This window comes from uncultured Senegalimassilia sp. (assembly GCF_934636665.1).
Classification (GTDB): domain Bacteria; phylum Actinomycetota; class Coriobacteriia; order Coriobacteriales; family Eggerthellaceae; genus Senegalimassilia.
Map to the genome: position 1 here is coordinate 1 of NZ_CAKUAT010000020.1, position 19,159 is coordinate 19,159.

The window sequence follows — 19,159 nt, forward strand, 5'->3', positions numbered from 1 at the left end:
ACGAACTGGCTACGCGGGTCCTGGAACACCGACCCGACATGCGCGGAAAGCTCGCCCATCGTCCATGCGGAAACGGGTTTTCCCGCAACAAGCACCTCACCTTGAAGGTCCCCTTCGTACATAAGAGGAATAAGCGCATTAACGAGGCGCGTAAGCGTTGTCTTGCCACATCCTGACTGCCCGGTCACAACAACGCATTGACCGCGAGGGATCTTCAGCGAAACGTCACGAAGCGATGAACGGGAAGCGCCTTTGTAGCAAAACGTGCATCCATCGAGCTCGATAGCATAGGGCGAAGCCTTCGCCGCGGCGGCATTTTCCATCATCAGAGCACCCCCGCTCTAAAGCAAACGGAAAGCGCAAGGAGCACCATCGCAGCGATGAGACATGCAACATCGATAGCGCGCACCCTTAAGCGGTAATACGAGGTGCGGTGCGCACTCGCCCCCTCGCCGCGAACAACGACCGCGTTCCCCAGTTCGTCGGCGATCTGGCCCAAACGCGCGATCACGGGCACAAGGAAATGTTCGGCGGTCTTCGCAGGATGGCGCACGACCGACCTCGGCGTGAGCGCGATACCGCGCGTCTTCATAGCATCGGCGACAGCGGAGAATTCGCGTCCCATGGTGGGAAGGAAACGAAACGCCACGCACACGCCAACCGACACGTTCGCGGGAACGCGCATCGCCTGCAGTGCGCAAGCGAGCTCGCCGAGACGCGTGGTTGCGATCATGTTGAAAGCGAACATGAAGGCGGGCAAAACATGGCGGTACATGAGAAGCGACGCCGCAAAGGGCGAAAGCAGGGTGTTCCCGCTCGCCACGAACAGCTGCGCCGTCACGGCGAACAGCGCATAGAAGGCAAGCCAGCGCACGATTGCGGAGAAGCGACGGCAATACGCCATCACGACAACGGTAAGCGCCAAAACGCCCATCTCGGCGAACAGGCTTTGCGCAAGCGCCATCTGCACGTTGATCGCCGCCAGAACCGCAAGCGACGTACGCGGGTCAAGATGGCGCGGTGCAGCGTTGGCAGACGTCGAAGGCTGCGTCTGCGCTACCGCGTTCAAGGGCAAAGGCGCGCCCATCGAAAGAGCCATGCGATTATCGTCCTTCTTCCTACCAGTTAGCCATATATAACTCTTTACGGTAAAATACAGCTCGATAAGGCAATGCGAAAGACGGAACGGGAAGATGGAAAACTACGCCGAAAAGAATTCAAGTTCTGCCGAAAAATCAAACGGAAGCTACGCCGCAGGACAGGGAAACCCGCTTTACGACATGTTCGTCACACAGCTTTCGCAGCTGCACACCGTATGCGCGAAGGAAGCGCTCGCGCGCGGATTCGGACGGGCCGACCTGGTGCGAAGCGTCGGCGAGACATGGTTCGTCGACCCCCAATACGGCAGGGGCTCCTACTGGTTCTATCTCATGGACGATGACACCATCGTCGTGTCAATGGACATCACGTACAGACGCGCCGTGGAATCGGCTATGGAAACTGTTCCCTATCTGGGATTCGGCCTCTATGAACATGCGATGCCCATGTATTGCTCGCCCGAGTGCGCCGCATCCAACTGCATGCTCATGGGACATGACTGGGATGGCGGCCCCTACATAAGCTCGTTCGAGCCCGACAAGCGGCTGTCATCGGCGTCGATCACCATAGCCCCTGAAGCGATACACCGCTATGCGGATGCCTTGCACTGCGATGAGAAGAAACTGCACCGCGCCATCGGACGGCTCACCACGTCGGAGGGCGTGCCCGGCTTGCCCTCGGCGCTTCGAGGGCTCGACATCACCTACCCCGCCGCATCGGTCGCCGATTCGTATTATCACGCCAAGGTGATTGAATGCTTCGCGTTGCTGGCAAGCAGCATTCCCGAAAGGGTCACGTCAGCCGATGCCGCGAACATAAGCGACAGGGACTGCGTCGAGTGCCTCTGCTCCTACATCGACGACAACTTATCATCCGATCTCAGCACGAAAACGTTGTGCGACATCGCCCATGTAAGCGAGGGGAAGATGATATCGGCGTTTCGCAATGTGCAGGGGGACACCCCGCAAAGCTACATCCGCGCACGGCGCCTGGAGCACGGACGACGTCTTCTCCTTGATGAAAGCCGCAAAATCAGCGAAATCGCTAAAAGCGCGGGCTACCGCAACCAGGGAGCGTTCGCTGACGCGTTCAAGCGTGCCTACGGCACGACGCCACGTGCCTATCGCAAAAGACTACGAATCGAATAGGAACAGCATCGAGCGATGTCCACTCCCCAAACAAAAGATAAGGAGCGCTCTGAGGATGAATGAACTGCCTCCTATTTCTCATGTCCAAGGAGATGAGAAATAGGAGGCAGTTCAAAACAGGACGCTCCCCGTTAGAAGGACCATCAACCAACAAAGGACTTAGGAAACCAGCCTTCTTGCTTCGACAAGTTCTTCTGCTACCTCGTCGAGTAATTTCGGGTATGTAAAATTACTGGTTGGATTTGTTAAACGAGTGGTTGGAATACGCAACCGCCAGCACGCCGGCAGGCCAACCGCGCCGCACGCACGCGCGGCAGCAGCCCGCCGGCTCGCCGATTCGCTAACCCAAACGGCGCGACTTCGTCTCGGGGCCGATCGCCAACGTGACGGCGGCCGCTACCAGCGCGATGGCCACGATGCCGAAGTAGATGACGTTGGGCTGCAGGTTCGCCAAGATCCACGTGACGGCGAACGGCATGACCACGTTGACGGCCTTGCCGGCGCCCTGCGAGATGCCCGCGCCGCGGAAGCGGTACTTGGTGGAGAACAGCTCGCCCACGTACACGCTGATCACCGACGCGTTCAGCACGTAGAAGCCGATGGTCATCAAAAAGCCCAGCACGGTGATGAGCGCCGTCGAACCGGCATTGAGCGCCATGGCATAGGCGAACGCGAACACCGCCACCCAGATGAACGCCCCGGAAACCTCGGCGCGACGACCGAGCTTCTCGATGAGCAGCGCACCGATGAGCGCCCCAAGCGGCGCCGCGAGCATGGTGATGGTGGTGGACAGCAGCGAGGTCTGCGTGGCCAGGCCGATGTTCTTCAGGATGGACGGGCCGAACGTGGTGTAGGTGTACTGCGTCAGCGACGTGCCGATGACCACCACGATGCCCAGGAACAGGTTGCGCGCCAGATGCGCATCGGAGTCCATGGCGCTCTTCTCGAATACCACCTGCTCAGCGGGCGAAACACCGGCTTCTTCCATCTCGCGCTCGATGCGGGAGATGATGCCCTCCGCCTCGTCGAAGCGGCCGTGCTGGATAAGCCAGCGCGGGCTTTCGGGCATCGCCTGACGCGCGATGCACACGATGATGGCCGCCACGCCGATGACCGCGAACACCAAACGCCACGACTCCTGCCCAAGCGGGCTCCAAATGGTGATGAAGAACAGGCATAGGAACATGCCGATGGGCGAGCCGCAGTTGGCGATGGTCGAGCCGATGGCGCACCAGCGGCCGCGGCGCGCGACGGGCGCGAACTCGTTGATCATGCTGAAGCTGGTCACCAGCTCCGAGCCCAAGCCCAAGCCCACGAAGAAGCGCATGGCTATCATGAACGTCATGTTCGGGGAAAGCGCGCCCAAGATGGTGGCGAAGCCGAACAGCAGCAGGTTGAACTGGAACGCCTTGCGACGCCCGAGCTTGTCGCCGATAAGACCGGCGATCAGCGAGCCGATGAACAGGCCCAGAAAGCCTGCCGACAGAAACGCGGCGGTCTGCTCGTTGGTGGCGAACCCGGTTTCGGCCAGCGTGCTCTTCACGCCGCCTGCCAGGTAGACGTCCATGGCGTCCACGAACACGCCGGCCGAGGTCAGCGCCATCACCTTCTTGAACGTAGCTATCGGTTGCGTGGCGTCCATGCGGTGCATGAGATGCGCGGCGCGGTCGACGCCTTCGCCCGCCTGCCCGCCCGACGCGGTTTCGTCTGCTTGCGACATGGTTTTCCCTTCTGCTTCTCCCTGCAACCGGGAACAAAAAAATCCGCACGAGGGCATGCACGGCTAACAACAATGCGGTTAGCGTGCAGCCGACGAGCGGATTCATCGTTCTTGGTTGCGGGCCCCTTGCCGATGGCCGAAGGATCGCTTCGAGCATCGGCAAGGAACCTGTTTCGTAACACCTATCGTTCTACGGCGCCAAATCATACTACTTCGCTTTGAGCTTAGATTTTCCGCCGGCGAACCTGAGGGATAAGACACAAACCCGTCACACAGTGGGGCCGATGGAGAGGGGAGCGCAAACCCGGGCGGATCGCGTTTCGCTTTCCCGACCTCGATGGAAAGGGATCTCGGCCCCCGAGGAGCAGGCCGGGCACGCCACGCCTTCTTCGCCCTTCCTTCCTCAACGAGAATAGGAACGCCGCGCCCGCCGCAGCCAGGCGCGCCGCCCACCACCTTTCCCCCGATAACCATCGTTCGGAAATTCGGATATCTGGGCTATCTGGTTTCACGCGCACAACGCCGTAATCTCCGATAAACTATCCACCTGGAAATAAACCCTAGAAATATAGTATGGCTTATTGCCATCAGATAAGCGAAGGAAGGGACGCCGCTTCATGAACGACTCCAGCTTCGAGGCCATGGCACAGGAGATCGACGGCCTGCTCGGCATCGACCAGGCAAAACACGCCGATTGGCACGCCGACTCCATTGCCGTGCGCGGATACGAGGGCATCGACGCGCGCACCGGGTCCATCAGCTACCCGCTGTACCAGTCGGCCACGTTCGCGCACCCCGCCTGGGGCGAATCGACCGGTTACTGCTATTCGCGCTGCGGCAACCCCACGCGCCTGGAGCTTGAGAACACCATCGCGCTTTTGGAGGGCGGGAAGAAATGCATGGCGTTCTCCAGCGGCATGGCGGCCATCACCACGCTGCTGAGGCTGCTGCGCTCCGGCGACCGCGTGCTGGTGAGCGACGACCTGTACGGCGGCACCTATCGCCTGTTCAGCAACATTTACACGCAATACGGGTTGGAATTCGACTACGTCGACCTGACCGATCTCGATGCCGCCGAGGCGGCGTTCACGCCCAACACCCGGCTGGTGTTCCTGGAAACGCCCACCAACCCCACCATGAAGGTGGCCGACATCCAGGCGCTCGCCGACCTGACGCACAGCCGCGGCGCGGTGCTGGCCGTGGACAACACCTTCCTTACCATGTACTTCCAGAAGCCGTTCGAGCTGGGCGCCGACGTGGTGGTGTACAGCGGGACGAAATACCTGTGCGGCCACAACGACGTGCTGTCAGGCTTCCTGGTGCTGCGCGACAACAACCTGCTCGAGCCGCTGTTCAACGCCACCATGAGCGAGGGCAACCAGCTCAGCCCCTTCGACAGCTGGCTGATGCTGCGCAGCCTGAAGACGCTAGGCGTGCGCCTGCGCCAGCAGGAGGCCAACGCCAAGCTCATCTGCGAGGCGCTGAAGGCGAACCCGCACGTCACGGACGTGTTCTACGTGGGCGACCCCGACCATCCCGACTACGCGCTGTCGAAGCGCCAGACCACGGGCTTCGGCGCCATGATATCGTTCAAGACCGACACGCATCAACGCGCGCTCGACACGCTTGAGCGCACAAGGCTCATCCTGTTCGCCGAAAGCCTGGGCGGCACGGAAAGCCTGATCACCTACCCGCTCGTGCAAACCCACGGCGCCATCCCCGCGCCCATGCTGGACAAGCTCGGCATCGACGACCGCCTGCTGCGCCTGTCGGTGGGCATCGAGGACGCGGAGGACCTGCTGGCCGACCTTGACCAGGCGCTTGCGTAGCGCAGGGCGAGAAGCGGAACGGAGAAGGAAATGACGAAGTACGATTTCGAGACCATCATCGACCGCCGCGGCACCGGGTGCCTGAAATGGGACGCGTGGAGCCGCCGCGGCCACGCCCCCGACGACCTGCCGCTTTGGGTGGCCGACATGGACTTCAAAACGGCGCCTGCCGCCATCGAAGCGCTCACCGAGCGCGTGCAGCACGGCGTGTTCGGCTACACCATGGCCACGGACGGGTATTGCGAGGCGGTGCAAAGCTGGTTCGAGCGCCGCCATGGCTGGCGCCCCGAACGCGAGTGGCTCGTCATGACGCCGGGCGTGGTGTTCGCCCTGGCGGTTGCCATCAACGCATTCACGCAGCCGGGCGACCACGTGATCATCCAGCCGCCCGTGTACTACCCCTTCCGCCTGATGATCCAGGACAACGGCCGCAAAATGGCCACGAGCCCGCTGCCCTACGAGAACGGCCGCTACACCATGGACTACGAGGGCTTCGAGCGCCAGCTGGAAAAGACGGGCGCGAAGCTGTTCATCCTGTGCAACCCGCACAACCCCGTCGGCCGCGCTTGGACCGCCGACGAGCTGCAACGCATCGGCGACATCTGCCTGCGCCACGGCGTCACCGTTGTCGCCGACGAGATTCACGCCGACTTCGCGCGCCCCGGCTTCAAGCATGTGCCGTACGCCTCGCTCGGCGAGCGCTACGCGCGCCACGCCGTGGTGTGCACGGCGCCCAGCAAAACGTTCAACCTGGCCGGATTGCAGCTGTCCAACATCTTCATCCCCGACCCCGACCTGCGCGCGGCGTTCAAACGCGCCCGCAACCGCACGGGCTACGACGAGCCGAGCGTGCTCGGCATCACTGCCACTCAGGCGTGCTACGAGCGCGGGGAAGAATGGCTCGACGAGCTCAAGAAGGTGCTCGACGGGAACTACGCGGTGCTGCAGGCGGCCGTCGACCGCATGCCGGGCGTGAGCCTGGTGCCGCTCGAGAGCACGTACCTGCCGTGGCTGGATTGCAGGGGCCTGGGCCTGGACGATGCCGGCATCAAGCGCCTGGTGGAGCAGGACGCGAAGCTGTGGCTTGACCTGGGAACCATGTTCGGCCCCGAGGGCAGCGGGTTCGTGCGCATGAACCTGGCAAGCCCCAAGGCCCTGGTCGAGCAAGCCTGCGATCGCCTGGAGCAGGCGGTGGCCAAGCTGGCGAAATAGCCGCGCGAGCCGCAACAACGGCAGACGCCGGAGCAAGCGGCGGGGACGGAAAGCGAAAAAAGGCGCGAACGGGGCAAAGCTCGCCCCCGTTCGCACCTTTCGCAGTCCCTCCGCTCCCGACCTTCCGCCATCTAAAATCCCTATTGCTTTAGTACGGTAGAGTGCTAAAGTGGTTCTCATCGTATCCGCACTGCTGTCGCATGCCCGATGGGTATCGGGCATGCGACAGCACGCCGGCCCGCCAGCGCGGTCGGCGCGCTGAAAGGAACGCCCATGGGCAACCAACCGAACGAAGGCGGCGCGCAGCAAGCGCCCGCCGTCGGCCTCAAGCGCACGCTCGGCCTGCGCGAGGCCATCACCATCACCGCCGGCACCGTCATCGGCGTCGGCCTGTTCACCACCGGCGGCAACGTCGTCGGCGAGATGGGGCCGTTCGTGGTCCTGGCCACGGCGCTCGCGGCGCTCATCAGCATCTACCCGGCGCTCATGTACGGCGAGATGGGCGCGGCGCTGCCCTTCGCCGGCGGCACGTACCAGTACGCGTCGCTGGGCCTGGGCCGCCCCGCGGGCTTTCTGGCCGGATGGAACTTCATCATGTCGCTCATCGCCGTCACCGGCGGCGAGGCGCTGGCGTTCAGCTACTACTTCAAGACCATCTTCCTGGCGTTCGGCATCGAGCTTCCCGTCGACGACGTGGTCATCGCCATCATCGCGCTGGTCGCGTTCATCATCGCCAACGTGCGCGGCGTGGAGCTGACGGGCAAGCTGCAGAACGGCTTCATGTTCTTCTTCTGGGGCGTTGCCGCCATCTGGTTCCTCACCATGATCCCCAACGTGCAGCTGCCGAACTTCGTGACCGCGCCCGACTTCATGGGCGACCTTGGCACCGGCGGATTCATCGCCGCCGTGGCCATGATCTGGTGGTGCTTCGCCGGCTTCGAGACATGCTGCGCCATGGGCGAGGAGATCCGCCACCCGCAGATCAACATCCCCCGCGCCATGATGCTCTCGCCGTTCATCATCTTCGTGGTGAACGCCCTGTTCCAGTGGTTCCTCGTGGGCATCGTGCCCGCCGACGGGCTTGCCGCCGTGGCCGAATCCTCCGCGCCCTACGCCGAGGCCATGATGAGCGCCGGCATCCTGGGCCTGCCGCTTGCGCTGCTGGCGCTGGGCGTGGCGTTCGGCGGCGACTTCTCCACCTTGAACGCTTCCATCGCGGTGCCGCCGCGCTATCTGTTCACCATGGCCCGCGACGGCAGCCTGCCCGCCGTATTCGCCAAGCTGCACCCGAAGTACCGCACGCCTTACGTGGCCGTCATCACGCTCGGCGTGCTCACGGTGGTGCTGGTGGCCACCAGCACGCTGGACTACATCGCGTCGCTGTCGCTGTTCGCCGACCTGTTCTACTACGTCATCGGCATGGTGGCGTGCCTGGGCCTGCGCCGCAAGCTGCCCGATCTGAAGCGCCCGTTCAAGGTGCGCGGCATGGTGCCCGGCGCGGTGATCAGCATCGTCATCTACCTGGTCATGATGACGCAACTTGACACGGACGCCCTGGTCACCGGCGTGATCTACTGCGTGGTGGGCCTGGTCATCTACGCCGTGTGCGCGAAGAAGTACGGCGCACGCTCCATCGACGTGAACGCCGTGCAAGACACCAGCGAGCCCACGCCCACCGAGCGCGCCAAGATGGATCGCGAGTTCCACATCTGGATCGCCGCGGCCGCCATCGGCTGCGCGCTGGTGGCCCTGCTCTACCTGCTGCCCAACCTGCTGGGATAGGGCGGCGAAGGAATAGGCGCGAAAGTGCCGGGCGGTCAGCACCTTCGCAGCCTTTAGCAGCTGGCGAACGATTTCGCCAGCTGCTCGCGGTCCACGACGCCGTCGGGGTCGGCCGCCCGCGCATACGCAAGACGCTTTGCAGCGTAACCTTCGCACCGCCAAGCACCTCATCGCACCCGCAATAAAGCTATCGCTTACCAACGGCTTTACCAGCGCTAATGCACGAATCGGGAAATAGCATCAGGTGAATTCTGCACTTTTCCGCAAATAGGAATCACTATAAACTGCATTTTTTTGAAGATAGGAATCATCTAAAACTGCACTTTTCGACAAATAGCGCGAAATGCCAGGCAGCAAAAGTGCGGGATGATGCCTGGCAGCGCGTCCCGCAAAACGCCCCGAAATCGACAACGGCCCGTCGGCCTGCCCATGCAGGCCGACGGGCCGTTCTACGACGCCGCGATTATCGCCGCCTTTAGCAGCTGGCGAACAAATCCGCCAGCTTCTCGCGGTCCACGACACCGTCGGGGTCAGCCGCTTGCGCGAGCGCCCACATAGTCTTCGCCAACAGGGCCTCGGTGGTGGCGCTGCCGCCCATGAGCACGCCCGGGCGGTCGCAGAACGCGCGGCCCACCTCGTACACGCTCAGGTCGGCGCCCTCGTACGGGCACTGCGTAGTCATGACCAGCGTTTTCCCGGCGTCCACCCATGCAAGCAGCGTCTCGGTGATGCCATCGTACTCCGGGATGCCGCCCAGCCCGAAGGCCTCCACCACCAGCGCGTCGCACGCGGGGCGCAGCGCATCGATGACCAGCGCGTCCATTCCCGGCGTGATTTTGAGCACCGCAACCCGTGAGTTAAGCGCGTCGTAGAAGCGCACGCCCGCCGAGCCGGCAAGCTGCGATTCAGCGAGTGCGCATGCGCACCCCTCGTTTGCGTCGTCAGAGTTGCCTGCCGCTGCAATCGGCACCGTGCTCATCCGGCCACAAACGCCATCCGCCCACTCGACCCGCCCGTCGCGCACGTACCCCAGGTCGGGGACGTTCAAGCTGTCGAAAGCCTCGAAGCTGCGGGTGCGCACCTTGCGCGCCGCCGTGCCCGAGATCACCTTGCCGCCGAACGTCACCATCACGCCTGCGGCGGCATCATCGCAGGCCACACGCACGGCATCAAGCAAGTTGCGCTTGCCATCGGTACCGGGATCGCCCATGGGCAGCTGCGAGCCGGTCAACACCACGGGCTTCGGGCCGCCCTGCACCAGATACGACAGCCCTGCCGCCGTATACGCCAGCGTATCCGTGCCGTGAAGGACCGCGAACCCGTCGAAATCGTCATACCGACGGCGCACCTCGCCCGCAATGGCCAGCCACCCTTGCGGGCGCATGTTCGTGCTATCCACGTTCATGACCTGCGACACCTCGACACGGCACACCTGTGCAACCTCGGGAACGAACGCCACCAGCTGCTCACCGGTCAACGCCGGCGCAAGCCCGCTTCCTTCCTCGGCCGAAGCGATGGTCCCACCCGTCGCGATCACCAAAACCTTCTTCATATGCGCCCCTTCCCCCGAACGGCCCGCTGCCCGAGCAGCTCCGTTAAGCAAACTCCGATTCCGCTACTGTAACCCGATACGCCCGCAAGCAAGCCCTCGACCTCGCAAATCCCTTAAATGGCTGACGTCAACGCTCGCACCGCAACACGCCCACACACGCACCCTTCGCGGCCGCACCCCACGCCCCCGCGGATGCAAAAAGGGGCGCTGGCCGCAATCGCAGCCAGCGCCCCTTGCTCGCGAGACGGATCCCACGCCCCGCCTCTTGCTCTATCCCTTACGCCTTCTCAACCCTTACGGCGCACACCTTGTACTCCGGCGTGGCCGAGATATTGTCGAGCGCGGCGTTGGTCAGCCAGTTGGCGTTGCCGTCCTGGAAGTGGAACGGCATCCACACCTCGCCGGGGTTGGTCTTGCCCGACACGCGCGCCTGGCTCTCGATGACGCCGCGGCGGCTGCTCACGCGCACGCGGTCGCCGTCGGCGATGCCCGCCGCGGCGGCATCCGCGTCGTTGATCTCGATGAACGACGCGCCGTCGATCTGGTTGAGCCCCTCGGTGCGGCCCGTCATGGCCTGCGCGTTGTACTGCGCCAGCACGCGGCCCGTCATCATGATGAGCGGGAACTCCTCATCAGGCTGCTCGGCCGACGGACGATACTGCGCCAGCGAGTATCCGCCCAAACCGCGCGAGAACTTCCCCTCGTGCATGATGCGCGTGCCCGGATGATCCGGACCCGTGCACGGCCACTGCAGGCCCTGGCCCGCCACGGCGGCGGAGTCCAGACGCGCATGGCTGATGCCCGCGTACGACGGCGTCAGGCTTGCCACCTCGTCCATGAGCTGCGCGCCCGTGAGCGTCGGCTGGTCATACCCCATGCGGCGCATGATCTCGGCGAACACCTCGGTGTCCAGGCGCGCGCCCGCCGGGCCGTCCACCGCCTTGCGCACGCGCTGCACGCGGCGCTCGGTGTTGGTGAACGTGCCCTCCTTCTCCGCATAGCTGCGGCCGGGCAGGATGACGTCGGCGTACTTCGCCGTCTCCGTCATGAACAGCTCCTCGCACACGAAGAAGTCCAGCGACTCCAGCGCGCGGATGACGTGGCCCGTGTCCGGGTCGGTGCGCACCGGGTCCTCGCCGAACAGGAACAGGCCGCGGATGCGCCCGTCGATCATAGCGGGGAAGCACTCGGTGGCCTTCAGGCCCGCCGCCTGGTTCAGTTCGACGCCCCAAGCGGCCTCGAACTTCGCGCGCATCTCGGGGTTGGCCACCTTCTGATAGCCCGTGAAGTCCGCCGGGCCGGCACCCATGTCGCACGCGCCCTGCACGTTGTTCTGGCCACGCAGCGGGTTGATGCCGCAGCCGGGACGGCCCAGCTTGCCCGCGGCCAGCGCCAGGTTCGACAGCGCCATAACGCCCTCGGTGCCCGTGGAGTGCTCCACCACGCCCAGGCAGTAGACGATGGGGGCGCGCTCGGCCGTCGCGTACATCTCGGCGGCCGCCTCCAGGTCGCGCGCATCGATGCCGCAGATCTCGGCCACGCGCTCGGGGGTGTAGTCGGCCACCATGGCGGCAAGTTCGTCGAAGCCCTCGGTGCGGCTTTCCACGAACTCGCGGTCCACCAGACCCTTCTGTATCAGCACGTTCACCATGCCGTTCGCGAACGCCACGTTCGTGCCGGGACGCAGCTTCAGGTGGATATCGGCCTTCTTCGCCAGCCCGATCTCGCGCGGGTCCACCACGATCAGCTTCGCGCCACGCTCGACCGCCTGTCGCAGGCGCATGCCCATGACCGGGTGCGCCTCTTCCGGATTGCTGCCCACCAGCAGGATGACCTGCGAATCCTCGCACACATCCTTGATAGAGTTCGTCATTGCGCCCGAACCAAGTGTAGTTGCCAGACCGGCAACGGTAGGGGCGTGTCAAACACGTGCGCAGTTATCGACATTGGGGCTGTCGAATGCGCACCTCGCCATCTTCTGGAAGAGATAGATATCCTCGTTGGTGGAACGCGAACACGCGAACGCCGCGATGCTCTCGCCGCCGTGCTCCTCCTTGAGCTCGGCGAACTTACGCGCCACCAGGTCAAGCGCCGTATCCCAATCGGCCGGCTCGAACTCGCCGGTCTCGGGGTTTTTCACCAACGGCGTGGTGATGCGGTCGGGGGAGTTCACGAAGTCGAAGCTGCCGGAACGGCCCTTCACGCACAGCAGGCCGTCGTTGGACGGGCCGTCGGCGGCCTGCACGTCCACGATCTGATCGCCCTTCACTACCAAGTCGAGCTGGCAGCCAACGCCGCAATGCGGGCAGGTGGTGCGCACGGTATGGGTGTCCCATTCGCGGTACAGCCCGCGGCGCTTCTCCACCAGGGCGCCCGTCGGGCACGCCTGCGCGCAGTTGCCGCAGCTCTCGCAGATGGTGGCGTCCCAGTCCGGCCCGAACGGCGCGCAGATGGTGGTGCGCACGCCGCGCTTGCCGGTTTGCAGCACATGATTGCCGGCCGCGTTGTTGCACGCGCCCACGCAGCGCTGGCAGGCGATGCACAGGTTGGGGTCGAAGCGCAAAAACGGGTTGGAATCCAACACCGGCTTGCGCGTTTGCGCAACGGGGAAGGTGGGGTGCGAAACGCCCACCTCGCGCGCCACGGCCTGCAGCTCGCAGGCGCCGTTCTTCACGCAGCTGAAGCAGTAGTCGGTCGAATCGAGGCCGTGGTTGGAGATCAGCAGGTCAACGGCCATGCGGCGATACTTCAGCACGCGCTCGGTGGCCGTCTGCACCTGCATGCCGTCGACCACGCGCGTGGTGCACGCGGGCACGGGGGCGTCCTGCCCCTCGACGTCGACCACGCACACGCGGCACGATCCGATGGCGCTGCGCTCAGCCAGGTAGCACAGCGTGGGGATGTGGATGCCGGCCTCGCGGGCGACTTCCAAAACGGTCTGGCCCTCGCGCGCCTCGAGCGCGCGGCCGTCGATGGTGATGTTAAGCATACTGGATACGCCCCCCTTCGCAGGCGCCGGCGCCGAAGTGGTCGCAGCGCAGGCAGCGGCCGCATTCTTGCATGGCCTCCTCCGTGCTCATGGGAACCTCGACGGCATCGAAATCGTTCTTGCGCTCGCGCGCGGGGCGCTCGAGCACCTCCACGCGGCCGTACGCCGCGCGGTCGTTGGGCTGGGCCGGCGGAACCGCCACGCCGCAGTCGAGCGTGTGGTTGAAGCCCAGCATATGATCGATGTTACGCGCGGCCACCTTGCCGGCGGCGATGGCCTTGATGGCCGACGCCGGGCCGGTTTGGCAGTCGCCGCCCACGAACACGTTCGCGCCCGCGGAGGCGTCGGCGCCGCGGGCGGCAATCGCCTCGGCGTTCATCTGCGCGTGCAGCTGCTCGTCGGCCTTGAACTCGCCCCATTCGGCCGCCATGCCGAACTTCTCGAACGGCGCGGACACGATGTTCTGGCCCACGGCGATCAAGATGATGTCGGCGGGGATGCGCATCTGCGGCTTGTCGGCGGCCACGGGCGCGGGGCGACCGCGCTTGACCGGGCCGATCATCTGCGGATTCGTCAGCAGCGCACAGCAGCGGCCCTGTTCGTCCTTCTCGATGGCGGCCGGCGCCTGCAGCGTGATCATCTCCACGCCCTCGGCGATGGCCGACTCGATCTCGGCCGGCAGCGCCGTCATGTCCGAGATGCGGCGGCGATACACCACCGACACCTCCTCGGCGCCGGCGCGCACCGCCGTGCGGCAGCAGTCCATGGCGACGTTGCCGCCGCCGATGACGGCCACCTTCTTGCCCGTGAAGTCGGGATAATCGCCGTCGCCGATGCGTCCGAGCAGGTCAACGGCCGAAAACACGCCTTCGGCATCCGTGCCGTCGATGCGCAGGCCCTTGCCCGTTTGCGCGCCGATGGCCACGTACACGGCATCGTAATCCGCGGAAAGCTGCGCCATGCGCGCGGCGTCCACGGGGCTTTCGGTATGCACGGTGATACCGCCCACGGCCAGGATGCCGCGGATGTCCTCGTCCAAGCGCTCGCGCGGGAAGCGGTACGCGGGGATGCCGTAACGGATCATGCCGCCCAGCTGCTTGCGTTCCTCGAACACGTCAACGTCGTGGCCCATCAAGGCGGCGAAGTACGCGCAGGTCAAACCGGACGGGCCGCCGCCCACGACCGCCACGCGGCGGCCGGTTTCGGGAAGGCGCTGCGGCACGGGCACCTGGTCGGCGCGCGCGTGCTCGCAGGCGAACTCCTTGATGCCGCGGATGTTGAGCGGCGCGTCGATGAGCGTGCGGCGGCACCGCTGCTCGCACGGGTGCTCGCATACCAGGCCGCACGCGGTGGGGAACGGGTTGTCCTTGCGGATCATCTGCACGGCGCCGGCATAATCGCCCTGCGCCACCAGCGCGATGTAGGCGGGCACGTTCACGTGCGCCGGGCAGAACGTCTCGCACGGCACCGACTGGCCCACGCTGCGCTGGCATTCGTGCTTGCTCACATGGCTTTCGACCTCGGCGGCGAAGGCGTCCAGACCCTCCAGCAGGGCGTTCGCCGACTCGTAGCCGATGGCGCAATCGGACGTGTCGCGCACCATCTCGGCCAGCGCGCGCATGCGCTCGACCTCGGCGGCGTCTGCCTTGCAATCCACCAGATCGCGCAGCATGCCCGCCAACTGGGGCAGGCCGTCGCGGCACGGCACGCATTTGCCGCACGTTTGCAGCGCGCCCTCCTCGAGCAGCGTCAGCTGCTGCGCCAGAGGGCACATGCCCGGCGGCATGGCGTCGACGCGACGCTTCTGCCGGTCCAGGAACCCGCCGATGCGGGCATCGTCCGCCGAAGCGGGCGCAATGGACAATCTCGTCATTTCTCCCCCGTTTCGCCTGCTTATGCAGGCTTGCAACGCTTGCATGGGGACGGCAATGGTATAAGCCGCCCCCATCGTACTCCTAGTGTTTTGATACTTGCGCAGTATCCTATGGCATAAGGCGAAGGTTCAGGTTTCCGTTTCGTTAACCCTCCGAAGAAACACACGCCGAAAAGCGAAAAAGCCGCCGCCGAAACGCAAGCCGTCAAGGCGAACGTTCCGGGCGACGGCCCTCAAACGGACACGAGCCCGCGCCCCTTCCGCGCAAACCCCGCCTTACAGCGCAGCCTTGATGGCGCGAGACAGGTCCTCAAAGGTCTCGTACGCGGGAATCTCCGGATGCTCGGCCTTGATGGTGACGGTGCTGCGGAACAAAAAGCCAGCCTTCGACGCCTTGATCATGCCCAGGTCGTTGTAGCTGTCGCCCGAGGCGATGGTCTCGAAGCCGCAGGAATGCAGCGCGCGGACCGTGGTCAGCTTCGTCTGGTCGCAGCGCATGCGATAGCCGGTGATGGTGCCGTCGTCGGCAACTTCCAGCGTATTGCAGAAGATGGTCGGCCAACCGAGCTTCTCCATGATAGGCTGGGCGAACTGCTCGAACGTGTCGCTGATGATGATCACCTGGGTCTGCGCGCGCAGGTCGTCCAGGAACTCCTTGGCACCGGGAACGGGCTGGATGTCGGCAATGACTTCCTGGATCTGCGGCAAGCCCATGCCGTGACGGCGCAGCACGTCCAGGCGGAACTGCATGAGCTTGTCGTAGTCAGGCTCATCGCGCGTGGTGCGCATGAGGTCGGGGATGCCGGCCTTCTCCGCGAACGCGACCCAGATCTCCGGTGCCAGCACGCCTTCCAGGTCCAGACATACGATATTCATTCCCATGAGGGTTCCTTTCACGCCGTCGTTGCTCTCGCAAGCCTCTTATGCGCATAAGCATAGGCTAACCCACCGGCGCCCCCGACCACGTTCCGGTCAATGCCGCGAGCGGAAGGGGAAACGGCACCCGATGAGGCAATCGAGTCCCTGACAGATAACGCTACGTCCCCAAAGCGTCAGGCTTATGACGAAACGCCGGCAACCCGCGGCGTTGCGTTATCATCGGCTCATCTACTCGAAGCGAAAGGGGATCGATGGCGCGGTTGTTCATTGTCGAGGACGATGCCTCCTTGCGGGAGAATCTTGTGCGCATGCTCAAACTTAAGGGGCACGAATGCCTTTGCTGCGAGTCGTTCGCGAACGCCGCGGGCGAGGCTTTGGCGGCATGCCCCGATTGCATCCTGCTCGACCTTTCGCTCCCCGGCGCGTACGGCCACGAGATCTGCCGCTCCATCCGTCAAGGAAGCAACGTCCCCATCATCGTCCTGACCTCCTCCGATAGCGAGTTCGACGAGGTTATGAGCATGAACGTCGGCGCAGACGACTACGTGGTCAAGCCCTATCGCCCCGCCGCGCTGCTCGCCCGCATCGACCGCGCGCTCGCGCGCAGCGGCTCCGCCGACCCGGCGCGGGGGCTGCTTGAGCACGGCGGCGTTTCTCTGGACCCCGTGCGGGCCGAGGTCTCGTATCGCGGCAAAAGCGTCGAGCTGTCGCGCAACGAGCTTCTAATCCTGCGTATCCTCATGGAGAACGCGGGCTCCATCATCTCGCGCAGCGAGCTGATGGACGAGCTGTGGCAAACCGACGCGTTCGTCGATGACAACACGCTCACAGTGAACGTGAACCGCCTGCGCCGCAGCTTGCAGTCCGCAGGCGTGCCCGACGACTTCATCACCACCCGCCGCGGCCTGGGCTACGTGATCCGATGAGCGCCGCGATTCGGGGAAACCGCACGCCGGATGCGGCATCCGGCTCGGGGGGCGGCCCGGAGCCCAACTCGCCCATCGAGCCACCACACGGCGCGCCCGCGCAACCCACCGCCGACGGCCGCGCCGACCGCCCGGAACGCGCCTACTCCTTCGGCGCGTACCTCCGATCGCACGCCGGGTTCGCGATCGGCGCAATCGCCCTGATAGCCGTCGTTGCAGGCATCATGGCCGTCACCGGCTCGAACGCTTCGGCGATCGCGCTCGTTTCCCTCTGCGAAGCCCTGTTCGCCAGCGCCGCGCTTGCAGCCGGCTTTTTGCGCGATCGAGAGTTCTACCAGCAGCTGGACCTGTTCTGCGACTCGCCAGAAAACGCGCGCTACCTCTCGTCGATCCTGGACGAACCGCGCACGCTCGAAGGCTCCATCGCCTACCGCGCGCTCGCCGTGCAGGGCAAAGCCGCCTCCGACGAGCTTGCCGCCCGTTCCCGCGACATGAAGGAGTATCGCAACTACATCGAGCTATGGGTCCACGAGGCCAAAACGCCCATCGCATCGGCGCAGTTAGCGCTATCGAACCTTCACGGCCCCGAAATCAACAAGGTGCGCGGCGACCTCGACCGCATCGAATCCCGCGTTGAACAGGCGCTTTACTACGCGCGCTCGGCAACCTTAAGCGAGGACTTCTCCATCGAGAAGCTCAACCTTGCGGCCATCGCGCGCAAGGCATGCCGCCAACGGTCCCGCACGCTCATTGGCGCAGGGGTCTCGCTCGAGTTCGCCATCGACGAGGCGCTCGAAGTGCTCACCGACGCGAAATGGACCGACTTCATCATCGGCCAGGTTCTGGAGAACTCGGCGAAGTACGGCGCGAAGACCATTCGATTCGAAAGCACGGTGAAGGACGCGGGCACGAAAGACGGCTGCATCGAGCTGGCAATCGGCGACGACGGCGACGGCATCCCCGCCGCCGATGTGCCGCGCGTGTTCGACCGCGGCTTCACGGGAAGTCGGGGCCGCACGCACCACAAGGCAACGGGCATGGGGCTGCACCTGGCAGCCGTTGCCTGCGCAAGAATGGGCCTTGGCCTGCGTATTTCCTCAGAAGAGGGCACGGGCACCACCGTCGCGCTAACCTTCCCGCTCGACCGCACGCGCATGGATTTTGCCGCGAACCTTACAACATCGTAAGATTGCGGTAAGGCCCTTCGATGGCTCCGTTTTCGCAAGCGCCGCATCATGGGGATATACCGAATCAAAGAGAAAGGAATCCCCCATGACCATAGTTACCGCAACCCCATCGGCAGGCATCGCGAACGCGGGCCGGCCCGACAGCCGCAACGTCCTGCTTTCCGTGCGCGACGTTCGGAAGGTGTATGGCTCGCGCGAAGCCGTCACGCGCGCGCTCGACGACGTATCGTTCGATATCTGCAAAGGCGAGTTCGTCGGCGTGATGGGCCCATCGGGCTCGGGCAAGAGCACGCTTCTGAACTGCATCTCCACCATCGACACCGTGACCAGCGGAAACATCATCCTAAACGGGCTCGACATCACGCAGCTGCGCAGCCGTCAGCTCTCCAAGTTCCGCCGCGATGACCTGGGCTTCATCTTCCAGGACGCGAACCTGTTGGACACCCTGACCGGTTTCGAGAACATCGCCCTGGCCCTTACCATCAAGGGCGAGAAGGCCGATGCCGTCCGCGCGAAGGTCGACAGCACCGCGAACATGCTGGGCGTAACGGACGTCCTGCAGAAATACCCGCGCCAGATGTCGGGCGGCCAGCGCCAGCGCGTCGCCGCGGCACGCGCCATCGTCGCCGACCCGAAGCTGGTCCTTGCCGATGAGCCCACCGGCGCGCTCGATTCGCGCAACGCCGCCGTCCTCCTTGAAACCCTCGAGGTATTGAACGCAAAGCTGCACGCCACCATCATGATGGTCACGCACGATGCGGTCGCGGCCTCCTACGCCGACCGCATCCTGTTCATCAAAGACGGCAAGCTTTTCAACGAGCTGCGCCGCGGCGATGACGCCCGAACCGATTTCTACCAGCGCATCCTCGAGGTTCAGGCGTTCCTTTCCGGCAAGCAGGGCGACTCCCCCGCGGTCGGATTCGCGCCCTCGCACGCTGCCAAGCCGCGCAACTAGGCGGTGGCC

General features: G+C 64.5%; 14 protein-coding genes. 7 read left to right on the plus strand and 7 right to left on the minus strand.

The genetic code is table 11. The features are described 5' to 3' along the window. Window positions 1-326: ATP-binding cassette domain-containing protein (locus Q0G75_RS09400; RefSeq protein ID WP_365911011.1), on the minus strand; the 326-nt coding region annotated here is incomplete at its 3' end. Next, window positions 326-1,099, minus strand: coding sequence for an energy-coupling factor transporter transmembrane component T (locus tag Q0G75_RS08140; RefSeq protein ID WP_294417051.1), 774 nt, complete (start codon window positions 1,097-1,099; stop codon window positions 326-328). The genes Q0G75_RS09400 and Q0G75_RS08140, both read right to left, overlap by 1 nt. 94 nt (window positions 1,100-1,193) lie before the next feature. On the opposite strand from Q0G75_RS08140, the gene Q0G75_RS08145 reads away from it, so the two are divergent. Next, a complete protein-coding gene (locus Q0G75_RS08145) occupies window positions 1,194-2,246 on the plus strand; it encodes an AraC family transcriptional regulator (protein WP_294417053.1) in 1,053 nt (350 codons plus the stop codon). Window positions 2,247-2,586: 340 nt separating this feature from the next. Here the strand turns inward: Q0G75_RS08145 and Q0G75_RS08150 are convergent, their stop codons facing one another. Next, window positions 2,587-3,966, minus strand: a complete 1,380-nt coding sequence (locus Q0G75_RS08150; RefSeq protein ID WP_294417054.1) for an MFS transporter — start codon at window positions 3,964-3,966, stop codon at window positions 2,587-2,589. A gap of 617 nt (window positions 3,967-4,583) precedes the next feature. Between Q0G75_RS08150 and Q0G75_RS08155 the strand changes: the two genes are divergently transcribed. The 3 genes from Q0G75_RS08155 (at window position 4,584) to Q0G75_RS08165 (ending at window position 8,789) form a co-directional block, all read left to right on the plus strand. Next, window positions 4,584-5,795: a PLP-dependent aspartate aminotransferase family protein gene (locus Q0G75_RS08155; protein ID WP_294416464.1), complete on the plus strand. Its 1,212-nt coding sequence runs from the start codon at window positions 4,584-4,586 to the stop codon at window positions 5,793-5,795. 30 nt (window positions 5,796-5,825) lie between these two features. Beyond that, window positions 5,826-7,007 (plus strand): MalY/PatB family protein, encoded by a 1,182-nt coding sequence (locus Q0G75_RS08160; RefSeq protein WP_294416466.1) that lies wholly within the window; start codon window positions 5,826-5,828, stop codon window positions 7,005-7,007. Window positions 7,008-7,280: 273 nt separating this feature from the next. Further along, window positions 7,281-8,789 carry an amino acid permease gene (locus tag Q0G75_RS08165; protein WP_294416468.1) on the plus strand — a complete coding sequence of 503 codons (1,509 nt, stop codon included), beginning with the start codon at window positions 7,281-7,283 and terminating at the stop codon, window positions 8,787-8,789. A 475-nt stretch (window positions 8,790-9,264) separates the two neighbouring features. On the opposite strand, the gene Q0G75_RS08170 is transcribed toward Q0G75_RS08165, so the two are convergent. The 4 genes from Q0G75_RS08170 to thrH all read right to left on the minus strand — a co-directional run bounded on the left by Q0G75_RS08170 (window position 9,265) and on the right by thrH (window position 16,085). After that, window positions 9,265-10,341 carry an asparaginase gene (locus Q0G75_RS08170; protein ID WP_294416470.1) on the minus strand — a complete coding sequence of 359 codons (1,077 nt, stop codon included), beginning with the start codon at window positions 10,339-10,341 and terminating at the stop codon, window positions 9,265-9,267. Window positions 10,342-10,618: 277 nt separating this feature from the next. Beyond that, window positions 10,619-13,330: a formate dehydrogenase subunit alpha gene (gene fdhF, locus Q0G75_RS08175; RefSeq protein WP_294416472.1), complete on the minus strand. Its 2,712-nt coding sequence runs from the start codon at window positions 13,328-13,330 to the stop codon at window positions 10,619-10,621. Next, entirely contained in the window at window positions 13,323-15,203 is a 1,881-nt protein-coding gene (locus tag Q0G75_RS08180; protein ID WP_294416474.1) for an NAD(P)-binding protein, read from the minus strand. Before Q0G75_RS08180 ends, fdhF begins: the two co-directional genes overlap by 8 nt. Before the next feature lie 276 nt (window positions 15,204-15,479). Next, window positions 15,480-16,085: a bifunctional phosphoserine phosphatase/homoserine phosphotransferase ThrH gene (gene thrH, locus Q0G75_RS08185; RefSeq protein ID WP_281624902.1), complete on the minus strand. Its 606-nt coding sequence runs from the start codon at window positions 16,083-16,085 to the stop codon at window positions 15,480-15,482. Between the two features lie 248 nt (window positions 16,086-16,333). Between thrH and Q0G75_RS08190 the strand changes: the two genes are divergently transcribed. From Q0G75_RS08190 to Q0G75_RS08200, 3 genes are all read left to right on the plus strand, one after another. Further along, window positions 16,334-17,008: a response regulator transcription factor gene (locus Q0G75_RS08190; RefSeq protein WP_294416477.1), complete on the plus strand. Its 675-nt coding sequence runs from the start codon at window positions 16,334-16,336 to the stop codon at window positions 17,006-17,008. Next, entirely contained in the window at window positions 17,005-18,195 is a 1,191-nt protein-coding gene (locus Q0G75_RS08195; protein WP_294416479.1) for a sensor histidine kinase, read from the plus strand. Before Q0G75_RS08190 ends, Q0G75_RS08195 begins: the two co-directional genes overlap by 4 nt. Before the next feature lie 85 nt (window positions 18,196-18,280). After that, window positions 18,281-19,150, plus strand: a complete 870-nt coding sequence (locus Q0G75_RS08200) for an ABC transporter ATP-binding protein (RefSeq protein ID WP_294416482.1) — start codon at window positions 18,281-18,283, stop codon at window positions 19,148-19,150. Window positions 19,151-19,159: the final 9 nt, after the last annotated feature.

What these genes read in the sequence shown, in the direction of transcription:
- Q0G75_RS08140 (WP_294417051.1), bottom strand. Translation starts at nt 1,099, where the DNA reads ATGGCTCTTTCGATGGGCGCGCCTTTGCCCTTGAACGCGGTAGCGCAG.
- Q0G75_RS08145 (WP_294417053.1), top strand. Translation starts at nt 1,194, where the DNA reads ATGGAAAACTACGCCGAAAAGAATTCAAGTTCTGCCGAAAAATCAAAC.
- Q0G75_RS08150 (WP_294417054.1), bottom strand. Translation starts at nt 3,966, where the DNA reads ATGTCGCAAGCAGACGAAACCGCGTCGGGCGGGCAGGCGGGCGAAGGC.
- Q0G75_RS08155 (WP_294416464.1), top strand. Translation starts at nt 4,584, where the DNA reads ATGAACGACTCCAGCTTCGAGGCCATGGCACAGGAGATCGACGGCCTG.
- Q0G75_RS08160 (WP_294416466.1), top strand. Translation starts at nt 5,826, where the DNA reads ATGACGAAGTACGATTTCGAGACCATCATCGACCGCCGCGGCACCGGG.
- Q0G75_RS08165 (WP_294416468.1), top strand. Translation starts at nt 7,281, where the DNA reads ATGGGCAACCAACCGAACGAAGGCGGCGCGCAGCAAGCGCCCGCCGTC.
- Q0G75_RS08170 (WP_294416470.1), bottom strand. Translation starts at nt 10,341, where the DNA reads ATGAAGAAGGTTTTGGTGATCGCGACGGGTGGGACCATCGCTTCGGCC.
- Q0G75_RS08180 (WP_294416474.1), bottom strand. Translation starts at nt 15,203, where the DNA reads ATGACGAGATTGTCCATTGCGCCCGCTTCGGCGGACGATGCCCGCATC.
- thrH (WP_281624902.1), bottom strand. Translation starts at nt 16,085, where the DNA reads ATGGGAATGAATATCGTATGTCTGGACCTGGAAGGCGTGCTGGCACCG.
- Q0G75_RS08190 (WP_294416477.1), top strand. Translation starts at nt 16,334, where the DNA reads ATGGCGCGGTTGTTCATTGTCGAGGACGATGCCTCCTTGCGGGAGAAT.
- Q0G75_RS08195 (WP_294416479.1), top strand. Translation starts at nt 17,005, where the DNA reads ATGAGCGCCGCGATTCGGGGAAACCGCACGCCGGATGCGGCATCCGGC.
- Q0G75_RS08200 (WP_294416482.1), top strand. Translation starts at nt 18,281, where the DNA reads ATGACCATAGTTACCGCAACCCCATCGGCAGGCATCGCGAACGCGGGC.